This is a genomic window from Microvirga lotononidis (assembly GCF_034627025.1).
Taxonomy (GTDB): domain Bacteria; phylum Pseudomonadota; class Alphaproteobacteria; order Rhizobiales; family Beijerinckiaceae; genus Microvirga; species Microvirga lotononidis.
In genome coordinates, this window is record NZ_CP141050.1 from 1112224 (window position 1) to 1131471 (window position 19248).

General features: G+C 59.7%; 16 protein-coding genes. 4 read left to right on the forward strand and 12 right to left on the reverse strand.

The window, feature by feature from the left end; genetic code table 11:
• Positions 1-8: 8 nt before the first annotated feature.
• Positions 9-194, reverse strand: coding sequence for a NepR family anti-sigma factor (locus U0023_RS35115; RefSeq protein WP_009488645.1), 186 nt, complete (start codon positions 192-194; stop codon positions 9-11).
• Positions 195-768: 574 nt separating this feature from the next.
• Here U0023_RS35115 and U0023_RS35120 point away from each other — a divergent pair.
• The gene (locus U0023_RS35120; RefSeq protein WP_040639219.1) at positions 769-1098 is read left to right on the forward strand and encodes a hypothetical protein; all 330 of its coding nucleotides are present in this window, start codon (positions 769-771) and stop codon (positions 1096-1098) included.
• A gap of 123 nt (positions 1099-1221) precedes the next feature.
• Here U0023_RS35120 and U0023_RS35125 read toward each other — a convergent pair whose 3' ends face one another.
• The 6 genes from U0023_RS35125 to U0023_RS35150 all read right to left on the reverse strand — a co-directional run bounded on the left by U0023_RS35125 (position 1222) and on the right by U0023_RS35150 (position 8483).
• Positions 1222-1953, reverse strand: a complete 732-nt coding sequence (locus tag U0023_RS35125; protein WP_009492178.1) for a GAF domain-containing protein — start codon at positions 1951-1953, stop codon at positions 1222-1224.
• A gap of 835 nt (positions 1954-2788) precedes the next feature.
• The gene (locus U0023_RS35130) at positions 2789-3082 is read right to left on the reverse strand and encodes a hypothetical protein (protein WP_009492180.1); all 294 of its coding nucleotides are present in this window, start codon (positions 3080-3082) and stop codon (positions 2789-2791) included.
• Positions 3083-3365: 283 nt separating this feature from the next.
• Positions 3366-3551 (reverse strand): hypothetical protein, encoded by a 186-nt coding sequence (locus tag U0023_RS35135; protein WP_009492182.1) that lies wholly within the window; start codon positions 3549-3551, stop codon positions 3366-3368.
• A 164-nt stretch (positions 3552-3715) separates the two neighbouring features.
• Complete coding sequence (locus tag U0023_RS35140; RefSeq protein WP_009492183.1) at positions 3716-6361, reverse strand: EAL domain-containing protein; 2646 nt, start codon at positions 6359-6361, stop codon at positions 3716-3718.
• A 214-nt stretch (positions 6362-6575) separates the two neighbouring features.
• Positions 6576-7715 (reverse strand): RHE_PE00001 family protein, encoded by a 1140-nt coding sequence (locus U0023_RS35145; RefSeq protein WP_280942692.1) that lies wholly within the window; start codon positions 7713-7715, stop codon positions 6576-6578.
• Positions 7716-7817: 102 nt separating this feature from the next.
• On the reverse strand, positions 7818-8483 hold the full coding sequence (locus U0023_RS35150; RefSeq protein ID WP_009492185.1) for an FABP family protein: 666 nt from the start codon (positions 8481-8483) through the stop codon (positions 7818-7820).
• A gap of 454 nt (positions 8484-8937) precedes the next feature.
• Between U0023_RS35150 and U0023_RS35155 the strand changes: the two genes are divergently transcribed.
• The 3 genes from U0023_RS35155 (at position 8938) to tnpC (ending at position 11309) form a co-directional block, all read left to right on the forward strand.
• Positions 8938-9318, forward strand: coding sequence for a transposase (locus U0023_RS35155; RefSeq protein ID WP_280942700.1), 381 nt, complete (start codon positions 8938-8940; stop codon positions 9316-9318).
• Positions 9315-9659, forward strand: coding sequence for an IS66 family insertion sequence element accessory protein TnpB (gene tnpB, locus U0023_RS35160; RefSeq protein ID WP_009492187.1), 345 nt, complete (start codon positions 9315-9317; stop codon positions 9657-9659). Before U0023_RS35155 ends, tnpB begins: the two co-directional genes overlap by 4 nt.
• Positions 9660-9734: 75 nt before the next feature.
• Positions 9735-11309, forward strand: a complete 1575-nt coding sequence (gene tnpC / locus U0023_RS35165; protein WP_009492188.1) for an IS66 family transposase — start codon at positions 9735-9737, stop codon at positions 11307-11309.
• A gap of 635 nt (positions 11310-11944) precedes the next feature.
• Here the strand turns inward: tnpC and repB are convergent.
• The 5 genes from repB to U0023_RS35190 all read right to left on the reverse strand — a co-directional run bounded on the left by repB (position 11945) and on the right by U0023_RS35190 (position 19198).
• The gene (gene repB, locus U0023_RS35170; RefSeq protein ID WP_009492189.1) at positions 11945-13039 is read right to left on the reverse strand and encodes a plasmid partitioning protein RepB; all 1095 of its coding nucleotides are present in this window, start codon (positions 13037-13039) and stop codon (positions 11945-11947) included.
• On the reverse strand, positions 13039-14253 hold the full coding sequence (gene repA / locus U0023_RS35175; RefSeq protein WP_009492190.1) for a plasmid partitioning protein RepA: 1215 nt from the start codon (positions 14251-14253) through the stop codon (positions 13039-13041). The genes repB and repA overlap by 1 nt, the downstream gene beginning before the upstream one ends.
• Before the next feature lie 1880 nt (positions 14254-16133).
• On the reverse strand, positions 16134-17057 hold the full coding sequence (locus U0023_RS35180; protein WP_009492191.1) for a recombinase family protein: 924 nt from the start codon (positions 17055-17057) through the stop codon (positions 16134-16136).
• 61 nt (positions 17058-17118) lie between these two features.
• Entirely contained in the window at positions 17119-17517 is a 399-nt protein-coding gene (locus U0023_RS35185) for a PIN domain-containing protein (protein WP_322883915.1), read from the reverse strand.
• Positions 17518-18001: 484 nt separating this feature from the next.
• The gene (locus U0023_RS35190; protein ID WP_009489732.1) at positions 18002-19198 is read right to left on the reverse strand and encodes an IS256 family transposase; all 1197 of its coding nucleotides are present in this window, start codon (positions 19196-19198) and stop codon (positions 18002-18004) included.
• Between the last annotated feature and the right edge of the window lie 50 nt (positions 19199-19248).

The window sequence follows — 19248 nt, forward strand, 5'->3', positions numbered from 1 at the left end:
GGCATGGCCTACGGGGGATATGTCTCCTCAAGCTTGAGCACAAGAGCTTTCAGATGCTCCGGCATGTCGGCAGCGAGCACATCATCGTACAGGCTCTTTAGGGAATGCCCGATGAAGAAGACCACCTGCTCCTGGGAAAAGTTCAAGCTGCTGGGGAGGTCACGCGACCAATCCCGAGTGTCATTCTGCTGCATGGCATAATTCTCAAGGCTGTGCCCTGCATTGCCCCTGATTAACCTATGTGAAGAGGCAACTCACGCTCGTGTGATGGGTTTCAGCGGGGCCGTATCGCCCGGAACACGCCTGCAAAAGCTCAGCTGGAGGCCTTTGGACCTTACCTTAAAAGCGTAGCAAGAGCGAAGCTGACGCTCGCCATACTCGCCAGGAACCATGGCCACTAAGCTGGCAAAGGCCTGTCGCTGCGTCCCGTCATCACTGCTACCTGTCTCTTCATTGGGCCCAGTCTGGCTAACGGCCAAGCCGGTCGCCTTGATCCACCCCAGCAAAACCGATCGGCTCGATAGCTGGCAATAACCCTTTCGTCGCGGACCCGGTCTCAAGCCGGTGAAACCATCCGCCAGGTCCGCCGTTACTCGGGCGAGGACACATCCTCCTCACTTCAAGGAAGCCTCCTCACCTCCACGGCAACGGCGGGTGGGGAGGCTTTTCTGTTCATTCTGGTTGGTTAGGGGCCTTTGGCCGCAACGCCTTCAGGGCCTAGGCATGCCATAGGTTCCCATCTTGGCCTGAAAGATGGTTACACCCCTGATGAGCAGCCTCTATCACTACCCCGCCATGTCGGCCCTCAATGAGGAGACAGAGCCGGACCGCGTCTTCCGGCTCCACGAGGCCTTCGGGGTGATGTGTGCCATTGCCCGAATGATCTGGCGTGAGGAAACGGGCTACGACGCCAGCTCAGCTGCCTCACCCACGGTTCGCTGGGACGGCTCGGTCATCGCGCTGCGTGACATCCGAGGCCACCTGGAGGTGATCTGGGCTTCCGCCGCCCACCAGGAACGCTATGGAGCGCTGGCCGAACTCGCCTGGGAGGCGATGTCCGAACCACGGACCCACGTATCCCATCACCTCCCCAGTTGACCGGCAAGCGCTTCTTAGAACGGGTAGTCGGTTTCTTCAGGGATGCGGACGTCCCCTAGCGCCGACCTCCGGACCACCCCAACAGTCCCATCGGGCTCGCGCGTAAACTGAACGCCGTGCTGCTCAAAGGCTTGCACAACCGCGTCCACGCTGGTGCGCCGGACCGAAAGCTCTCCGGAAATCTCCATCTGCTTTACCGAGGCCGGGGAGATGCTGGCCGCCTGCGAGTTCTCGGATTGACCAATTCAGCGGCCCACGGGCTGCCCGGATCTGAGCGCTCGTCGGCAGAATCCATGTCTCGAAGTCGAGAGATTGATCGGTCGTACCAGACGCATGGAATTGGGTCTCAACGTGACCCGAGACGTCCAGGTGGTGCAGCCAGATCTCGTCGACCACCAACCGGCTGAGACCACGAAGCAACGATGTCTGATGGGGGCTGAACTCGCGTGGCCTCACGTCCGTAATACAGAAGGCACCCAGCCGGATGCCCGGCCGGATCGTCAGTGGGGCGCCAGCATAGAATCTGATGAACGGTGGGCCCGACACATGGGGGTTTTTGATGAATGTCTGGTCTGCCCATGCGTCAGGCACCACGAAGACCTCATCGTGCAAGATCGTGTAGTTGCAGAAAGCGTGATCTCGAGGCACCTCCGTTGCATCACTTCCACCGAACCGCGCCTTCAAGAAGTACCGATGAGTGTCGGCCAGCGTCACATGAACCATCGGAACGTCGAACAACCGCTGTGCAATCCTGCAGATCCGATCGATAGCCGGCGATGTAGGCGTGTCGAGGATCTGAAGTTGATGAAGGGCGGCGAGGCGCTCGTCTTCGTTGGACGGCAGCGGAAAATGCATTCTTAAAAGGGGCCTCTAACAGCACAATAGAAGGGATTTCCTAAGGTCAGTCAGAAGCTTTGCAGCAGAGGAATTAAAGCCTAAATCTGACCGCATGCCTGACGGGTCGCATATTAAGATTGCGATAGGAACCCCTACGCGAGCTCTATTCCCGTTTTCTGTTGCCGTAGTCTTTCACAATTCTGAGAGGTCAGACATCTGGACCTAAAGCTTTTGGAGCCTCCAGGCCACGTTCTCAAACTCCATCGAGCGGAACCTTGACCGTAAGGCTACGTTCTCTTTCGAGGAGCGTCAGGAGCTCACATGCAGGCCTTTGAATTTCATAAAGTTGCACGACTGAGCTTGGCTGCACTTGTGCTCAGTGGATCGTCTCTGGTGATTACCGCGGCTGCCATCGCGGCAGATCTCCCTCCATACTACGAGGATCAACAGGCGGTTCTGGAGCGTCCACCAGTCCGGCGCAGGCTTGGGGTTGAGGAGACCTATATCGCCCCACCGGTCGAGCACAGGGTCATTGGCCGGCGGGTGATCGAGCAAGGCTTCGTTGGTGGCTATGAAGGGCCAGCCCTGGTGCCGCAGCGACCTCTGCCGATTGTGCCTCTGGAGTATAGCGATGGTTATGAGGGGCCTGCCTTGGTCCCTCCCCGGAACCTCCCGATCGTCTCTGGGCAGCCGCTCCTGCCTCCACCCGTATACCGGGAGAGAGTTGTCGGCATCTCTGCGCCGGTAGAGGAGTGCCGCGTTGTCGTCCGAAAACGGATCGACGCCTATGGCGATGTAACAACTCGCAGAACCAGAATCTGCGACTAACCCCTGATCACCGCAGCCATAAATCTTATCGACCTCCTGGCTCCCGCAGAGAGATGCCCGCCGGCACCTTCAGCTCGCCGTCGTCCTGATCCAAGTCGATGAAATGGTTATTCCAGGGGATGACCAAACCGTCCCCGATCTTTGGCAGCTTGGACAGGGAGGTGCAGGTAATGCCCGAGCGCTCTCCCAACGAGGTCTCGGTGCCGGTGAGCCGCGCATTTGCCTGCCCAGGGCCTGAGAGGCTCCCGTCAATTCGGATGCTCTGGTCGGGAAACGACCAGGTGAAACGCTGGCCTGTCTGCTCCACCAGCCCGACCATTCGCCCGGTTTGGTGTGCGAGGCATCGAAAAATGTAGGGGCTTACCTCGTTGTTCTCGAATTCCCCTCCCCCGACGCCACCCCCGGATAGAAGGTAATCACGAACTGAGATCGGTCGGAAGCGCGGGTGCATTGCCAGAGCGAGCCCGCAAGGCTCAGGCCATCCGCGATGACTGCTGGGGACGCCAGGACAATCCCGATCATGGCGAGCAGAAAGCGTCTCATAGGCTGTCTCCGATCAAGGACGGAGCAGCACCGTAGGCGGAGTCCCTTACGAAAACTTATCAGCCGGTGGGATTGGAGCGATCGGCGTTGCCACCGCTGCTTTCAAGGAAGCACACCAGGGCAAAGACACTGACCACTGCCGCCAGTTCTGCACCAGACAGAAGCCAGGAGGGAGCACTCGCCCGCAGCGGCCCGATGGCCACCGCCGAGAGGAGGAAAGTAATAACTGTGCTCCACATCAACATGGGAAACCGCCCCTTAGAACGGGGTGAAGCCTTAACCCATTGAAGATGAACAGCCAATGAGCACCTCGTGGCATAACTAAGGAAAGCTTAGACGACCCAACGCAGGAGCGATCCTCACAAGGCTCAATCTTCACCTTTGCCCAATAGATAGTGGATCGCCGCCATTACACTTCGGCCCGGATTTCGTGGTCTGCCATGATCTCCTCGAAGGGCTCGGGTCTGTGGATCGCATAACCCTGGGCGAACGTGATCCCCATGGACGAGACCAATTCTAAGGTCGCTTGGTCCTCGACGAACTCGGCAACCGTCTGTGCCCCGAGTTCTTTGGCAATCTGGTGAATGGATTTGACGATGTAGCGATCCACCGCGTTCGTCGTCATGTTGTGAACGAAGCTCCCGTCGATTTTGACGATATCGACCGGGAACTGGCGCAGGTAGTTGAACGAACTCAGGCCTACGCCGAAATCATCCAGCGCAATCTGGCATCCGATTTCTCGTAGCTTGCTGACTGTCTTCGCGGCCACGGCCATATTGCTGACCACGGTGGTTTCCGTGATCTCGAATGCAAGGATCTCGGGCGCGATTCCGGAAATCTCAAGGATCTCGCGCACGTAGGCCACGAACGAAGCATCACCGATTGAGGCTGCCGACAGGTTGAGGTGGATCTGGGGATGCTGGTCAAGGCCCCCTGCCCGTCCAAGAAAGGTCAGCGCTTCCCGGACCACCCAACGGTCGATAGCGCCAATGAGATCATACCGTTCCGCCGCCGGAACAAACACAGACGGCGGGATGATCGTCCCATCCCTGTCCAGCATCCGCACCAGGACCTCATACCGCTGCTGGGTCGGATCCGCGCACGCAACAATCCTTTGAGCAAACAGCCGGAGCCGACCCTCGTCTATGGCCAGTTTAATCCCGGCAGCGACCGCAATCTCGCGGTGGCGATCAACCGCTTCGCTCTGCTCGGGTCTGTAGATGCTGACCCGGTTCCGTCCTGCCATCTTGGCCGTCAGGCAGGCAACATCCGCCTGAGCGAGGACCGCGCTTGGGGAGCGGGTGCTCGGCGTGATCTCGGTTACCCCGATGCTCGCGCCGACACTATAGCTGCGATCGTCCCAGGGGAACTGGATCGCACCGAGCGCGGTATTGAGCTCCTCGAGGATCAGTGTCGCATCATCGAGCGAGCACCCGAGCAGGATGATGCCAAACTCATCTCCACCGAGCCGGCCAATCACATCGCCATCGCGCAGGTAACTCGGTAAGGCCCCTGCCACCCCTCGCAACAGGGCGTCGCCGGCGACATGACCGGCGGAATCGTTGATGATCTTCAGCCGGTCGAGATCGACAAAGGCCAGGGCATGCTTGATGCCGGTATCACGGCTTTCCGCCAGAGCCTCTTCAAGCCTCTGCTCGAAGGCTGATCGATTCAGAAGGCCGGTCAGTTCGTCATGGGTCGCATTATATCTGAGCCGCTCCTCGGCTTCTCGCCGGGCCGTGATATCCTGGAATTGCACGATCATGTAGGCGGGCTTACCTGCCTCGTCCCGCAGGAGAGAGGCAGACCTGAGGACCCAAACTTCCACCCCATCCTTGCGCACCAAGCGCCGTTCGCTTTCCGCGAAGGCGATCTCTCCTCGCAAGAGCGGGCCATCATCTGGTGGATCGTCATCCGGAGGCGTCAGGTCGGCCGCCGTCTTCGACAGCATCTCCCTTTCGGAAAACCCGAACAGCCGGCAGAAGGCCGGGTTTACCTTGAACACGGTTCCGTCGAGGTGCAGAAGCGCCGTCCCGATGCCTGCGCCCTTCATGGCTCCTCGGAAGAGCGCTTCGTTGTGCAAGGCCTCCTGGTGCGCCGCTCGCCGCCAGCGGAATTCCCGGCGCAGGCTCAGAGCCAGGGCGATCATGGCCCCGGTCAGGACCAGCACAATGCCGCCGATCGTCAGAGCTCGGCTTCGCCAGGCGGCATAGACATCCTGCAGGGAGCGTCCTACGCTGATGGTAAGCGGGTAATCCCCGATCTGGGTGAAGGTGTACAGCCGCGGAATACCATCGAGTGGAGACGTGGTCGCCTCGTACGACCCTGAGCGCTCCTGCGGATAGTAACGATAGAGCTCCGCCCCACTGACGTCCGTGCCGAGATGCTTTTCGTTCAACGGCTGCCGCACGAGCAGCCTCTTGTCCGCGCGCATGAGCGACATGGAGCCATTCGGTCCCAGGTCCATTCTGCCGAACAGATCGGTGAAGTAGTCCAAGCCCAGGCCGACATACGCAATCCCAGCGAACCGGCCATCCGGGTGAGAAAGCCGCCGACTGAACACAATACCCCATCCAAGGCCAACCGGGCTCTTGATCGGTAGCGAAACGTAGAGCCCCACATCCGGGCGATCACGGTGGACGGTAAAATACTGTTGTTTAGAGAGGTTGATGATGTTCGGGTCCGTGAAACGAGAGTGATATCTCAGCTTTCCGGTTTCATCGACGACGGCAATGGCGGCGAGATATTGCGCCGTCGCAACCTGGTCGAACAGCAACTGGCGCTGAAGGTCAGAACCCAGTTCGGTGAAGCCCGGCTGAGTGACCCGATCTATAACCTTCTGGATCGTCAGATCGATGATCTCGATGTTGCGGGAGATATCTCGGCTCACCGATGCAACAAGATTGCTTGACGCTGCCTTGGCTTGGTCGGACGCGTTCCCCCGTTCATCGTAGACGAGGGCCACGCAAAACAGGTTGAAGACCGCAGCCAGAACCAGAACGTTCAGGACCGGACTGCGAGTAAGCAGGTTCTTACACCAGGAAATGGAGGTCACGAGGCAATATCTTGGACAGGGGCATCGGGCGGGACTTCAACGAAATCTGTGCATCACAGGCCACAATCGGCCCTGATCGAAATAAGCCAGAGAAGCCTCTGGAAATCCATTGGACAAAGGAAATGGGGTAAATGATCGCGCCCGGATCGGAAGCGGTGACAGCCTAGGCGCACGTCGTGTTGTAAAACTCGTCCCGAGGCACGTTGAGCCGCCCTTATACGATGCCCCATGCTCGGTAACGGGTTCGGCCGGTCAGTTCCCGTGGGAGAGCCCCACCCAGTTGATGCAGCATGAGGTCCACTGCCTTTGGGGTGACCTTCAGCAATTTCGCGCCGAGTGGCATGGTCACCAATGGGCGGGACAGGAACAGATCGACCAGTTCCGGCAGCTTCGAGTTCGAGCGAGTCTTGGCTGTGACCCGCCCCATCAATTCTTTGGCCAGAATTAGCCTCTCCAGATCCTTGTTCGCGATCTCGAGTGCCTCCTCGACGACACTGCAAAAGCCGTCGAGTTTCTCCTTGGCCCCTTCCCTGCCCTGTGGACGGAACCTCGACTTCTTGAAGCCGGCGGCCAGTGGCAAGAGATGGGTCGTGAGCCCTCGCGCTCTCAGGATAGAGGCGGCCATTGTCAGCCCGAGCCACGGCAAGCGGGTATAGAGGTTAAGATCGAGCCAGGCATTCCAAGCCACCGCCGCGGCGGCAATGGCCGGCCAGTGGGAAGTCCGTTTGACGAGATCGAGCCACAAGTCCTCGGCTTCGGCCTCGTCCTGATCCGGGTCATAAACCAGGTGCGACCGGCTCTTCGGCAGCGGAGTTTCACCCGCCAGGACCCTGGTGGTGCGATCCAACACGGCGTCGATTTCAGCGAAATGCGCCTGCCAGGGGTCGGCATCATTGGCAAAGGCCGGGTAAGCCTCGTCATCATCCGGATCAGGCCGCTTACGTTTCGATGCCGTTGCTTCCAAGCCGATCCCGCCAACACCCCTTAGGGCCGCGAGCCCGTCGAAAGACACTGGCCAAGGGGCTTTGCGGGCCATTGCCGTCCGTCGAGATTTGAGAGCCGCGGCCGCCCGGGTGAGTTCATGGGTCGGGCTCCGAACATCCATTCCGGCGTCATGCAGGACGAGATCGCCGACGTCGACCAGATGGCCATCGAGCATGAGCGCTCGGACGGCTTCGGTCATATCGCAACGGGATTGCCACCCCGCCGAAAGGCCGGAAGCCTCCAACCGGGCATCGAAGCGGAGAATGGCAATCGTGAGCTGCTCCAGACGACCCGCAATTGTCTCCCACGGTAATTCGGGAATGGCGATCGCGGACCGTTCCGGTCCTTCGTCGGTCAAACTCAAGCGCACCAGCAGCCCCGGTAAGCGGGGCAGATTGGGAGGCGAAGGCCCGAACCGTCATGCGGATAAGATTCGAGACGGAGCGACGTTCTACCGGCCGCGCCACTCCGCTCAACCTGCCCTTCGTTTGGCCAAAATCATCGCCAGGGGATTGGGCTTTGCGTCACCGACCCGGTGGAGCGTGTTCCTGTCCTGATGAGCAAAAGGCGCGTCCCGGCCATGCACCAGCAGCTCGGTATCAGTCACGTAGCTCCAGCTTCCATCTGGGTGGAAGGTGATCGTGATCTTGTAAGTGTCCGTGCGGAACGCCTGCTCCAGAAAGGTTGTCGAGCAAATGCCATATTCGGTTTGCCCGCGGGTTGCCGTTACAATTATCTCGTCCGCGTCGGCTGTCGCCTTGCCCGCCGCGATGGCAACCTGCCCGCGCGGGATGGCCACGGTCTGCATGACAAGGCCGGTGGCCGGCTCCCACAGCCAATAGCCGACCTGATCGTGGAAGGTGATGTCCTCTTCCTCGGTCGTGATGTGGATGTGGTAGCGCAGGCCGTAGAGCAGCTGTGGTCCGTTCGTCTGCGGGTCGATCGCCCGAAAATCGATGGTCTCGATGAACACGCGCCGCTCCGGGCCTTCTGCCTTGGGATTGAGGTCAATGCCCTTGCGCGCCCGCCAGCGTCCCGCCAGCCGTCGCAAGGGACCCAGATTGTTCAGTGTTTCCGGATCGACATCGCTGGGTTCGGTGAAGACGTCCGCGGGAACAGTCATAAGCGCAGGGATCATGGCGCAACCTCTCTCTTTGCAGCTGGAGGGACAAGCATACACTGACAACGATTGTCGGCTCGGGCTGCGGCGGCAACCGCGACCTTGATCATGTCAGAGGGCAGGATGCAATCAGGCCTTGAAGGACCTGATTGCAGCGTACAAGTTACGAACATCGAGACGCCGCCGCTTGTCCTCTCCCGCACAGCCTGATTGTGGGTCGGCAGTTGCGAGAAGCCCCGCTCGCCAAGCTTGAGGGTGGTGGTTAGATCTGAGACCGGCTGGCGCAGAGCCTTTCAGGACAGGGGCTGGGTGAAATGAGGGTGTGGTCCCGTCATCCACGGATTGAATCACATCGACGCCTCTGGGGATGTAAGCGGTAAGCTGACCACATCTGGCGCGGCATGATGCGATGGCTGATCTTTACTGACATCAAAGTGAGGAGCTTTCGGTGTCAGTTTCTATGTCTGCGCCTATGTCTGATGATAGAAGTTTCCATGTCCTGGAAGCCATCCCCAGCCGCCTGGAGGTGAGTCCCGATCGGCCCCGCCGGCGCTGGTCGGTTGAAGCCAAAATGGCCCTCATTGAGGAGACTCTTAAGCCTGGGGCCAATGTGTCGGCCATTGCGCGGCAGGCCGGGATTGCGCCAGCACAACTGTTCGGCTGGCGCCGCAAGGCGATGCAGGCAGGTGCCGTCCAAGGCGAGCCCCATGAGCAGCGGCTTGGATTCGTTGAAGTCACGCCGACATCCGCCTCGATGATCGAGATCGTTGTCGCTGACGTGGTGGTTCGCGTTGGGGCTGATGTTGATCAGAACCACCTGGTCAACATCCTCCGGGCGGTCCGACAAGCATGATCCCGGCCGGCGTGAAGGTGTTCCTGGCCAGCCATCCGGTTGATTTTAGGAAAGGTCCGGACGGCTTGCTGGCGCTGGTGCGCGAGGCCGGATCCGATCCCTTCAGCGGCGCGCTTTACGTCTTCCGGGCCAAACGGGCGGATCGTGTCAAAATCGTCTGGTGGGACGGCACCGGCGTGGTCCTGTACAGCAAGCGCTTGGAGAAGGCGCACTTCTGCTGGCCGCGGATCGGTCAGCATCGGGTGCAGCTCAATCATGCTCAGCTGCTCGCTCTGGTCGATGGCATGGACTGGAAGCGGGTGCACGCCGTGAGCGTCAGGGCTCCGCAATCGGTCGGATAGTTCTCCCTGCGGCATGATGAATCAGAGCCGGAGAGCCGCTTCGGCAGGTGGTCCCGCCATGCTCTGATGGACGCGATGACGGCCCATGATTCCACCCTTCCCGATGATGTCGACGCGCTCAAGGCGATGGTGCGGGCGATGGCCGAGAAGACCGCGCGTCTGGAACAGCGCAATGCTCATCTCGAGCAGGTGAACCAAGGCGCCGAGGAGCGGATCGCGCGGCTGATGGAGATCGTCAAGATGCTCGAGCGGGCCCGCTACGGCACCCGATCCGAGCGGCTCGGCAAGGCTCGGCTGACGGACGATCAGTATGCCCTCGCGCTCGATGAGATCGAGACCGGTGTGGCGGCCCTCGAGGTCGAGAGGGACGAGATCCTGGGACGCTCGTCAACCAAGCGGCCACCGCGCCCGCGCAAAGGCTTTGCAGCGCATCTGGAACGGGTTGAGGTGGTGATCGAGCCGGATGATCCTGCGGGCTGCGAAGGGCTGGAGCGGATCCGGATCGGCGAGGACGTCTGCGAGCGGCTGGACGTGACGCCGGCGCAGTTCCGGGTGATCGTCACGCGCCGGCCCAAGTATGTCTACAAGGGCCGCGACGGCGTCATTCAGGCTCCGGCGCCGGCCCGGATCATCGCCAGCGGCATTCCCACCGAGGCGCTGCTGGCCCAGATCGCGGTGTCGAAGTACGCCGATGGCCTGCCGCTGTACCGCCAGGAAGCGATCTACGCCCGCGACCAGGTTCTCATCGAGCGTTCGCAGATGGCGCAGTGGATGGGCAAGGTCGGGTTTGAGCTCGAGCCCCTGGCCGCGTATGCCCTGGCGCGGATCAAGCAGGGCGAGCGGATCTTTGCCGATGAGACCACCCTGCCGACCGGGATGGGCAAGGCCAAGACAGCATACTTGTGGGCCTATGTGCGCGATGATCGGCCGTTTGGCGGCCGCGATCCGCCGATCGTCGTCTACCGCTTTGAGGACAGTCGGGCCGGTGAGTGCGTGGTCCATCACCTGGAGGGCTATCGCGGCATTCTGCAGGTGGATGGTTACACGGCCTATCATCGCCTTGCCCGGCCGAAGGGAGCCAATGAAGGCGTGCAGCTGGCCGCCTGCTGGTCGCACGTGCGCAGGAAATTCTACGAGCTGCACGTGTCGACTGCCTCCAATGTGGCCGCGCAGACGCTGGAGCAGATGGCTTCGCTCTGGGCTCTGGAGGAGAGGGTTCGCGGCAAGGATGTGGGAACAAGAAGGCAGGCCCGCCAGGCGGAATCGGCTGCTGTCGTGAGCGGACTCTTCGCGCTGTGGGAACAGGAACTGCCAAAGCTGTCGCGCAAATCGAAGATGGCCGAGGCGATCCGGTATGCGCTCACGCGCCGTGCCTCTTTAGAGCGGTTCTTGTCGGACGGACGCGTCGAGTTGGATTCCAACACGGTTGAACGCGCGATCCGGCCTCAGACAATCACACGCAAGAACTCGCTCTTCGCCGGCTCCGATGGCGGCGGTCGCACATGGGCTGCTATTGCCAGCCTTCTGGCCACGGCCAAAATGAACAACGTCGATCCACACGCCTGGCTGACGCAAACGCTTGAGCGCATCGCCAACGGGTGGCCCAACCGCGAGATCGATGCTCTCATGCCGTGGAACTATCGCCCCTGAACGGCATCAGCTACGCGCTTACCTGGGGATCCTTTTGCCTGCCAATCTGCCCCGCTTACCAGCCCCGTCACTAGCTTCGCAACATCTAAGCTATTGTATAAGAAAGAGTCTACTTCAATAACCGTAGTGTCCAGCGACTTGGCTACAGCTTGCCGTGCGGAGCGAGAGCCGCTTGAAAACTGGCATTCCAGGCTGTTTAGGCCCTAAATCGGCCGATCTGCGCCAATCTTGGCCGCTTCTGACCGCCCCGCAGAGCAAATTCCCCGCAACTGGCTAAGAAAGTACGACTACAGCAGCCCTCAAAAAGCAGTCTGGCGGCGACATCAACCGTTCGTTTAATCCGCGTTCTTAACCTGTACAAAGCCCGTGGGGCTGGATGCCATTTTTGCCTTTAAAGCTCGTTGCAACAGCCGCGTCCCCGCTGATGTCATGGCACTCGCCTGCCGTCATGAGGCGACATGCGATGACGGCACTCTCGTTCAAAGCATACCAGGGACTGCCCATTCTCAAAGATGTGCCCCTCTTCTCCCCCTTCACAGTGTCTTGCCCAGCTTAAAGCAGCCCACGGACGTAATGATTATACTGTTGGACAGCATGTGGAGGATAGTGAGCAAAGCCCCCTACCCTCCACTTGGTCAATCGCCTTCCTTCTTGGGTGCTTCATACTCGCGACACAGTTCTTCAAGCTTCTGAACCAGGAAGTCAGAGAATCCAGGATCGTCGCGGCGGTCGATCTGGATCGTGCAACGGGCATCCGTCGTGCTGATGCTGGCTCGCCGGCGTCCAAACGAGTCATTGAGATAGGTCTGCACGGGAGCAACTTTCGTGGTGCTCGCAGTCGCCTCCTTCTTCATGACCTGATCATAAAGGGCCACGAACCGATCATCAGACTGAAGGGCTCGGAACTCGTCGGTCTTTACGAAAGCCAGTGCCTTCTTGATTTTATCCTTTTCCTTAAAGATGGTCAGAAGGTCATTCCACCGAGGGCGGCCAATACTAGGAGCCTTACCGATCGCGTAGATCACATCGCGCGGGATGCGATTAGCAATGCTGATCATGGTTGAGAGGTTGTTCTCAGTGATCGTCAGAGCAGCGCTGATGATTGATCGAGCATAGCCTTGCTGTTCAAGCTCCGAAGCGAATCGCGCTTTTTCGATGAAGCTTAGATCGAGTCGTGCATTATTTTCTTGACCCTGCGCAATTACGAGCTCTGCGTCGGTCAGCTTCTTGACGACTGCGCGGACGTTCATCCCGAGTTTTGCAACGGCGCGAAGACGGCGGTGACCGAATGCGACTTGGTAGCGTCCCTCCTTTTCGGGATGGGGGCGCACCAGGATCGGGACGAGCTGACCTTGCTCATGAATCTGCTGGGCGAGCTCTTCGATCTCAGCGTCGCTGATCTCCATGCGGTCGGAGATGAACGAAGGATCGATCTCATCTGGGCTAAGCTCGATAATTGTCTCGCCAGCCTCAAGTTTTGACTTTAGAGCCTCCACCTCAGGGCCTGCGTTTTCAAGCCTGCGTTCGATAACCTCTCGCATTGCCCCGATTGGGTTGTTCGGGTTAGGGGGAGTCCTCATCGTTGCACTAATGCTTCGGAGCCATGAGCCCTCGGTGGCGGATGCCTGAGGAGGGGTAGCCGGCCGTTCGGTCCCGCCGACAACCCCGAGTGGTGCAAGAGAATCGTCCATATCTGGATCAAGGAAAGACTTTCTGTCGCGCTTACCCATTACACCCTCCCCCATGCGGCTTTGATAAGTTCTTCGATTTCAGCATTGACGCTGTTTAACGACTCCATGGCCCGGTCGTAGGTACCTTTCGAGAAGTCCTCACGAGGGACCTCATAGAGCGTTTGCTTAGTTATCCCTGCATCCGAGATCGCGGTGCTCTTGAGCACTGCGTTGGTCAGAACATACTCTTTGAACATGCCCCGCATGAAATCGACCATGTCTGCTTGTGGCTTGTCGCTCGGCTCGAAGCGCGTAATAAGGTAGCGAATCCAGTCGTAACGAACCTTGCCACCTGCATCCTGCACAACGTCTAACATTGAGGATGTCATTTTAAGGAACTGGCACATCGACATGACGTCCAGCATTTGCGGATGCACGGTGACCACCAGCGCGGTAGAGGCGCTGAGAGCCGACATGGTGAGGAAGCCGAGTTGAGGTGGGCAGTCGATCAGAACGATGTCGTACTGATCACTTACAGCAGAGAGAGCCAGCCCAACACGTTCGAAGAACATGACCGACGCGTCCCGGTTATGGCTCCGGAGGTGCATTGGCGTTTCGGTCTCGAATTCGGTCAACTCGAGGTTGGCTGGAATGAGGTCCAAATTCGGGAAGTAAGTCTTCTGGATCACATCTTTGGGATGGCAGGCGTCGGCTGAATACCGGATGGCTCCGTAGAGGGTTTGGTGGTCCCCGACGTCTAGTTCAGGCTGAAGCCCGTGGATAGCCGTGAGGCTAGCTTGTGGGTCCAGATCTACGGCGAGCACGCGATATCCGTTAAGGGCAAGATACTGTGCCAGGTGGGCTGTGGTAGTCGTCTTGGCGCTGCCACCTTTGAAGTTGACACAACTGATGACCTGCAGGTGTTCGCCCTCACCACGATGCTTAACGTAGTGACGGCGGGCCTTATCGGCGCTATCCAGGTGAAAGCGCAGAGCATTGATGTCTTCGACCGAGTACAGCCTGCGACCATTCGGGAGGACTTCGACCTGAGGCCCCTTCCCCTCCAACGCCAACTGCCTCAGGTAGCTATCCGCAATACCGATCATCTTCGCGACTTCGCCTGAGGTGAACTTGCGAAGCCGCTTTTGGATGCCAGGATGATTCTGCTTCACACGCTGTGCATGAAGCTTTGCGGATAGATCGCTTGAGTGCTTTCGGATGACTTCTTGGTCAACGAAAGACGCCAAGTCGATTCTTGGTTGGGCCAGAGACACTTTGGCTCTCCTTCAGACGGAAACCCGGGGCTAAAAGCACCCTCTTCCGTTACTAAAAGGTCGAAATTCTATACAAATCGTTAATGAGACCCTCTTTTGAGACGTTTCGAGCCGATTTTGTCAGTGATGCTGGCATCTGCCTCCACCCGGAGTTCTCAGCTGAGAAGATTGGGAGCGAGTGGGCTGGTCGGGATTAATCCGGAACCAAGGCACTTCTCAGCTGAGAAGTCTTCGCTCCTTTGAGCGATCTCACGGACTCATCGACTGTGAGCGACTCATTTTTATCGGAAACGGCACCGAGGCCCAAATTTGTAACTTCTCATCTGAGAACTTTTGCATCCACTGACCACCCCGGAGCGGGCGACACACTTTGCTGCCGGAGAATCCAATCGGGCGGTCCCAGATCGTATCTAAACCTGCGCGGCAGTTCTCAGCTGAGAACTCTTGTTTTCAGGTCCAAGGCACTACACGTGTCTCAGTCGCGCCGCCTACCGGTGGCCATGTCTTCTCAGCTGAGACTTCAGAAAGGCTTTGAATGCGAGCCGATCCGTTCCCCGGTTCTCCAGTTGGTAGGAAGATTAAGGTGAGGAGTATAGGACCGATCCGGGAGTTCTCAGCTCAGAACTCGATGTGAAGAAGACACCAAGGAAGGGCCCCACCCCGCTCAAACACGGCGGAGTACGAACTGAAGGTATGGTTCTAGCAGGGTTATTCGCCAATCCCGGGACCGCAGTACTTCTCAGCTGAGAGCGTTGATATCGACGACCTGTTCTGACCTTGCCTTGAGGTAGCATCTTGGCCCGGTAGGGCTACTGGCCGGTCTGTTGGGTTGATCTCTGAAGCAGAGAGGCCCTTTACCATAGGACCCGGAGTCCTGGGCCCCCGACTGGCATCCAGGTTGCTAAACGAGGCGGCTGACAGAGTTTGCCGCTAAAGTTGCAAATGGCCTTGCGGTCTTCTCAGCTGAGAACTTGTTGCTGTGGCTATGCATGTTGGCTGAGAGGTATCGTGAAAAAAGGCATCCGACTGCAGAAAACTTGTTCGCTCATATGATGCCTTAACTTAACACGGATCGGTACCAGACAACTCAATACTCCCGAGCCTGTTTCGGTATAAGCTCCTCAGCTGCGACCATGTCAGCCAGTTGCTCTTAACAACTCGCTGTGTACCCGGCGTACGATTGGTCGAGGCGCGAAAACGCTCATTTAGGCCTTGGAAGTTCTCAGCTGAGAACTTCGAGAGTATCCATTAGGAGCCACTTTTACTCGAATAGGCGGACTCTTCGAAGCACAGCCGGTTGTCGAAATGGGTTCGACACCTCGGCTCTAGGCAGAAACTTCTCAGCTGAGAAGAGGCTCCCAGCAGACGAGGATGGCGCGGCATTTCCTGACGACCTAGTATGTTATACTTCGCGTAGCTTAGGGAGTCAGCCGGCGATAGGGGAAGAGCTATGGGGCAGGGGAGCGTCGTGGATGATAGGCGTGGCACCCCATTCGAGCTCTCGGGTTCCGAGCTGGCTGCTTTGTGCCGATCTCGACCATCAAGGCATGCGGTTTCCGAGGAAACACATTCTGAGAGCCTGTTCCTGGGTTTGTTGGCGAAATGCGTGAGCCGCCCCAAACTGCAAGTTATGGTTAACGAGCTTTTTGATGCCGAGCTGGCTCGCATGACCATGAGAAGTGCGTGCGTTCCGATTCCAGCTCACAGAGACTACCTAAAGGAGCGAGCGGAGCTCTAGAACCTAGTCGAGGAGAACAGGCAGGGGCTTGAGAGCACTCTGCCCCCTCGACAGCTGCCTTTCCGTCCTGTCGACAACGCCCTCTGAGGATAGGCCGTTACACCTTCGGCTCCGCTCGTAAACCAGGTTCCCTGGAGAAGCGCTATGCTGCGTCCTCCGGGGAAGTCGGCAGAATCAGCCCGGCCCTTCGCGCTTGATCGAGTTGTTGCTTGACGGAAGAGGCGTTCCATTTTGTCCCGCCTCGTGGGTTTCGCTCGCGCATGCGTTCGAGTTGCACAGCAATATCCCGCAGCGACAGACCCGGATCGGCCATGGCAATGCCAGCGATCAGCGTCATGAGCCGGTCCGCAGAGGGGCGGGGAGGGGACTTCTGAAGCAACGCCGGATCGGCCATGCGCTGCGAGACCAGTTTTCGAACGGCACGCCGAAGGCGCTCCGCCGTCCAATCTTGGCCCCATCCATTCAGAACCTGAACGACGTCGGACCACGGCTGGCCCGGCCGCATGCGCTTCACCGTGGGCATCCAGCGATCGGCCGAGGCAATGAGTGGGTCGAGATACCGCTTCTCTCGGGCAAGTGTCAGTCGGCGGACAGTTTCCGGGCGGTGTTCGCGAACCCCGGGGCTGCCGAGAACCTTCCCGCGGGCTTTGGCGGCCCGTAGTCCGGCCTTGGTGCGCTCGGAGATCAGCGATCGCTCGAGCTGCGCCACCGCACCGAGCACTTGCAGCGAGAACATGCCCTGGGGTGTCGATGTATCGATCGGATCCTGGAGAGATTTGAAATGCGCGCCCTTCTTCTCGAGCCCCTCAATGACCTCGAGCAGATGGCTCACCGAACGCGCCAGCCGGTCGAGGCGCACGACGACGAGCACGTCACCAGCCCGGATCTCCTTGAGCAGTTGAGCAAGAACCGGACGGGCCCGGGAACCCCCGGAGCCCTGCTCCTGATGGATTAGCCCGCAGCCGGCCGCCTCGAGCTCGATGAGCTGGGCGTCCGTCATCTGGTCGTCGGTCGACACGCGGGCATAGCCGATCAGGCGCCGTTTCGGGGCAGGGGAGGGGGCCATCAGGGGGCACTCATCTCGGTTCGGTTCTCGGGCTTACGATCGAGAGGATGACGTGCGAAGCTTATACGGCTGACAACAAGTTGGCGGTCGACCACGAGGGCCAGCCGGTCCCCGCGAAATCACGATCGTGGCTCCACAGGTCGGCATCCAAGGTCCAGGCCAAAGCCAGCAAGTGGGCATCGGTGACGCTGCCGTTACGGGACGCCGGCCCGTTGCTGAGCGCCGTTGCAGCCGCTGTCCTATCCTCGTCGGCGACGTCCTCACGGGCGATAATGGTGACGAGCTCAAGCAGGCTTTCCAGAACGGCGAGATCGCTGGGCCTGACATGCCCGATGACCCGATAGGCCTCATCAAAGGCTTCTTCGCTGGTGAGCAGGCTCCGCCGTCCTGAGATCAGGTCCAGGTGTGCACCGGTCATTGACCCCAGGACCGCGGCTACAAGGATATTGGCGTCGACCACCAAGGCGGCTGGAACGCCGCGCGGTCGGCTCAAGGACCGAACTCGCGGTCAAGGGCAGCCTGCTCCTCGGGAGAGCGTTGGGAGTGTGCCTGTGCCAGCGCCTGACGAAACCGTGCCCGGGCCGCTTCGGACGCGGGACGCAGCGGGACGAGCAGAGCAACGGTTCGCCCATCGCTCTGCACAGGGACAGCACCTGGCAGCCGCTCGATCGAAGCCGCCGACAATTTCTGGAGTTCTCTCATTGTTATCACATGTGCCATGCAATGTATGTAAACACGTAGGGCGGCGTTTTCAAGCGACGTGAAGCCGATTTGTACAATTTCACAAGGCGCGTACTAACGATCGTTTGAAGACGTCTTTCAAGTCATTTTGTTAACCGGCGGGGGAGGGGAGGGCTTCCCTGCAGCCGGCGAAAATGCTTTGAAAACGAGGGCATTAGGATTGTGTGCGTCAAGTTCTGCAAAGCGGGCGGCCGACAGGCTGGCTAAGCGGCTTGGCGGAGTTGATCCTTTTTGTGCTCCTTCAGATCGTCCATGTTGAGGTAGCGGTGAGCTTCGAGCCAGTTCTCGTGCATCTCCACCGCTAGCGCCCGCACCAGCCGGCAGCATGAGGCGGCATTGGGGAAGATCCGCACCACGTAGGTGCGTCGGCGGATCTCCTCGTTCAGGCGCTCGAGCATGTTGGTGCTCTTGAGATGCTTATGGTGCTGGCGCGGCAGCCGGTAGAACGTGAACGTCTCCTCGATTGTTTCCTCGGCCCAGGCGATCAGGCGCGGGTAGCGCGCCTCCCACTTGGCGATCCAGGCGGAGAGATCCCGCCGCGCCTCCTCGACCGAACGCCGGTCGTAGAGCCAGCGCAGCTCCTGCAGGCAGTCGTCATCGGCCTTGCGCGGCAGGTGATCGAGCGCGTTGCGGAGGAAGTGCACATAGCAGCGCTGGTAGGCGGCCTCACTCAGCACTTCGCGGATCGCCGCTCTCAGCCCGGCATGATCATCGGCCACCACCAGCTCGACCCCGGACAGCCCGCGCTCGCGCAGGCCCAGCAGAAACGTGCGCCAGGAGGACTGGCTTTCCCGGTTGGCCATCTCGACGCCCAGGATCTGGCGCCGGCCATCCCAGTCGATGCCCACCGCAATCAGCACCGCCTGCGAGCGGACGATGCCGCCCTCGCGCACCTTCTCGTAACGGGCATCCAGGATCAGGTATGGGAACGGCTCCTCGAGCCGGCGGGAGGCGAACTGGGCCAGGCTGTCGTCGAGCCGCTTGTTGATCGAGGAGATGGCGGAAGCCGAGAAGCTGTGGCCGCACAGCTCCTCGGTGATGGCCTTGACCTTGCGGGTAGAGACCCCCTGCACGTACATCTCGGCCAGGGTGGCGACCAGCGCCTGCTCGGAGCGCTGATAGCGCTCGAACAGCTCGGTCGAGAAGCGCCCGTCCCGGTCCTGCGGCACCCGCAGCTCGAGTTTGCCCACGCGGGTCACCAGGGTGCGGGTGTAATAGCCCGAGCGGTAGCCGAGGCGGGAGGCGGTGCGCTCGCCCTTCTCGGCCTGGAGCGCATCGGTCATCTCGGCTTCGAGCATCTCCTGCATGACGGCCCGCACGATCTCGCGCAGCCCGTCCGGGTTCTGGCTCAGAAGGTCCTTGATGGCGGCCGCGGCAGGTTTATCCTTGGAGTTGGTCATGGTGGGGCTCCTCTCGGAGGGTGACGTTGAACATCACCATCCTGCCATGA

Coding starts and splice junctions, on each gene's coding strand:
- U0023_RS35115 (WP_009488645.1), bottom strand. CDS start 194: ATGCAGCAGAATGACACTCGGGATTGGTCGCGTGACCTCCCCAGCAGC.
- U0023_RS35120 (WP_040639219.1), top strand. CDS start 769: ATGAGCAGCCTCTATCACTACCCCGCCATGTCGGCCCTCAATGAGGAG.
- U0023_RS35125 (WP_009492178.1), bottom strand. CDS start 1,953: ATGCATTTTCCGCTGCCGTCCAACGAAGACGAGCGCCTCGCCGCCCTT.
- U0023_RS35130 (WP_009492180.1), bottom strand. CDS start 3,082: ATGGTCGGGCTGGTGGAGCAGACAGGCCAGCGTTTCACCTGGTCGTTT.
- U0023_RS35135 (WP_009492182.1), bottom strand. CDS start 3,551: ATGTTGATGTGGAGCACAGTTATTACTTTCCTCCTCTCGGCGGTGGCC.
- U0023_RS35150 (WP_009492185.1), bottom strand. CDS start 8,483: ATGATCCCTGCGCTTATGACTGTTCCCGCGGACGTCTTCACCGAACCC.
- U0023_RS35155 (WP_280942700.1), top strand. CDS start 8,938: ATGTCTGATGATAGAAGTTTCCATGTCCTGGAAGCCATCCCCAGCCGC.
- tnpB (WP_009492187.1), top strand. CDS start 9,315: ATGATCCCGGCCGGCGTGAAGGTGTTCCTGGCCAGCCATCCGGTTGAT.
- tnpC (WP_009492188.1), top strand. CDS start 9,735: ATGACGGCCCATGATTCCACCCTTCCCGATGATGTCGACGCGCTCAAG.
- repB (WP_009492189.1), bottom strand. CDS start 13,039: ATGGGTAAGCGCGACAGAAAGTCTTTCCTTGATCCAGATATGGACGAT.
- U0023_RS35180 (WP_009492191.1), bottom strand. CDS start 17,057: ATGGCCCCCTCCCCTGCCCCGAAACGGCGCCTGATCGGCTATGCCCGC.
- U0023_RS35190 (WP_009489732.1), bottom strand. CDS start 19,198: ATGACCAACTCCAAGGATAAACCTGCCGCGGCCGCCATCAAGGACCTT.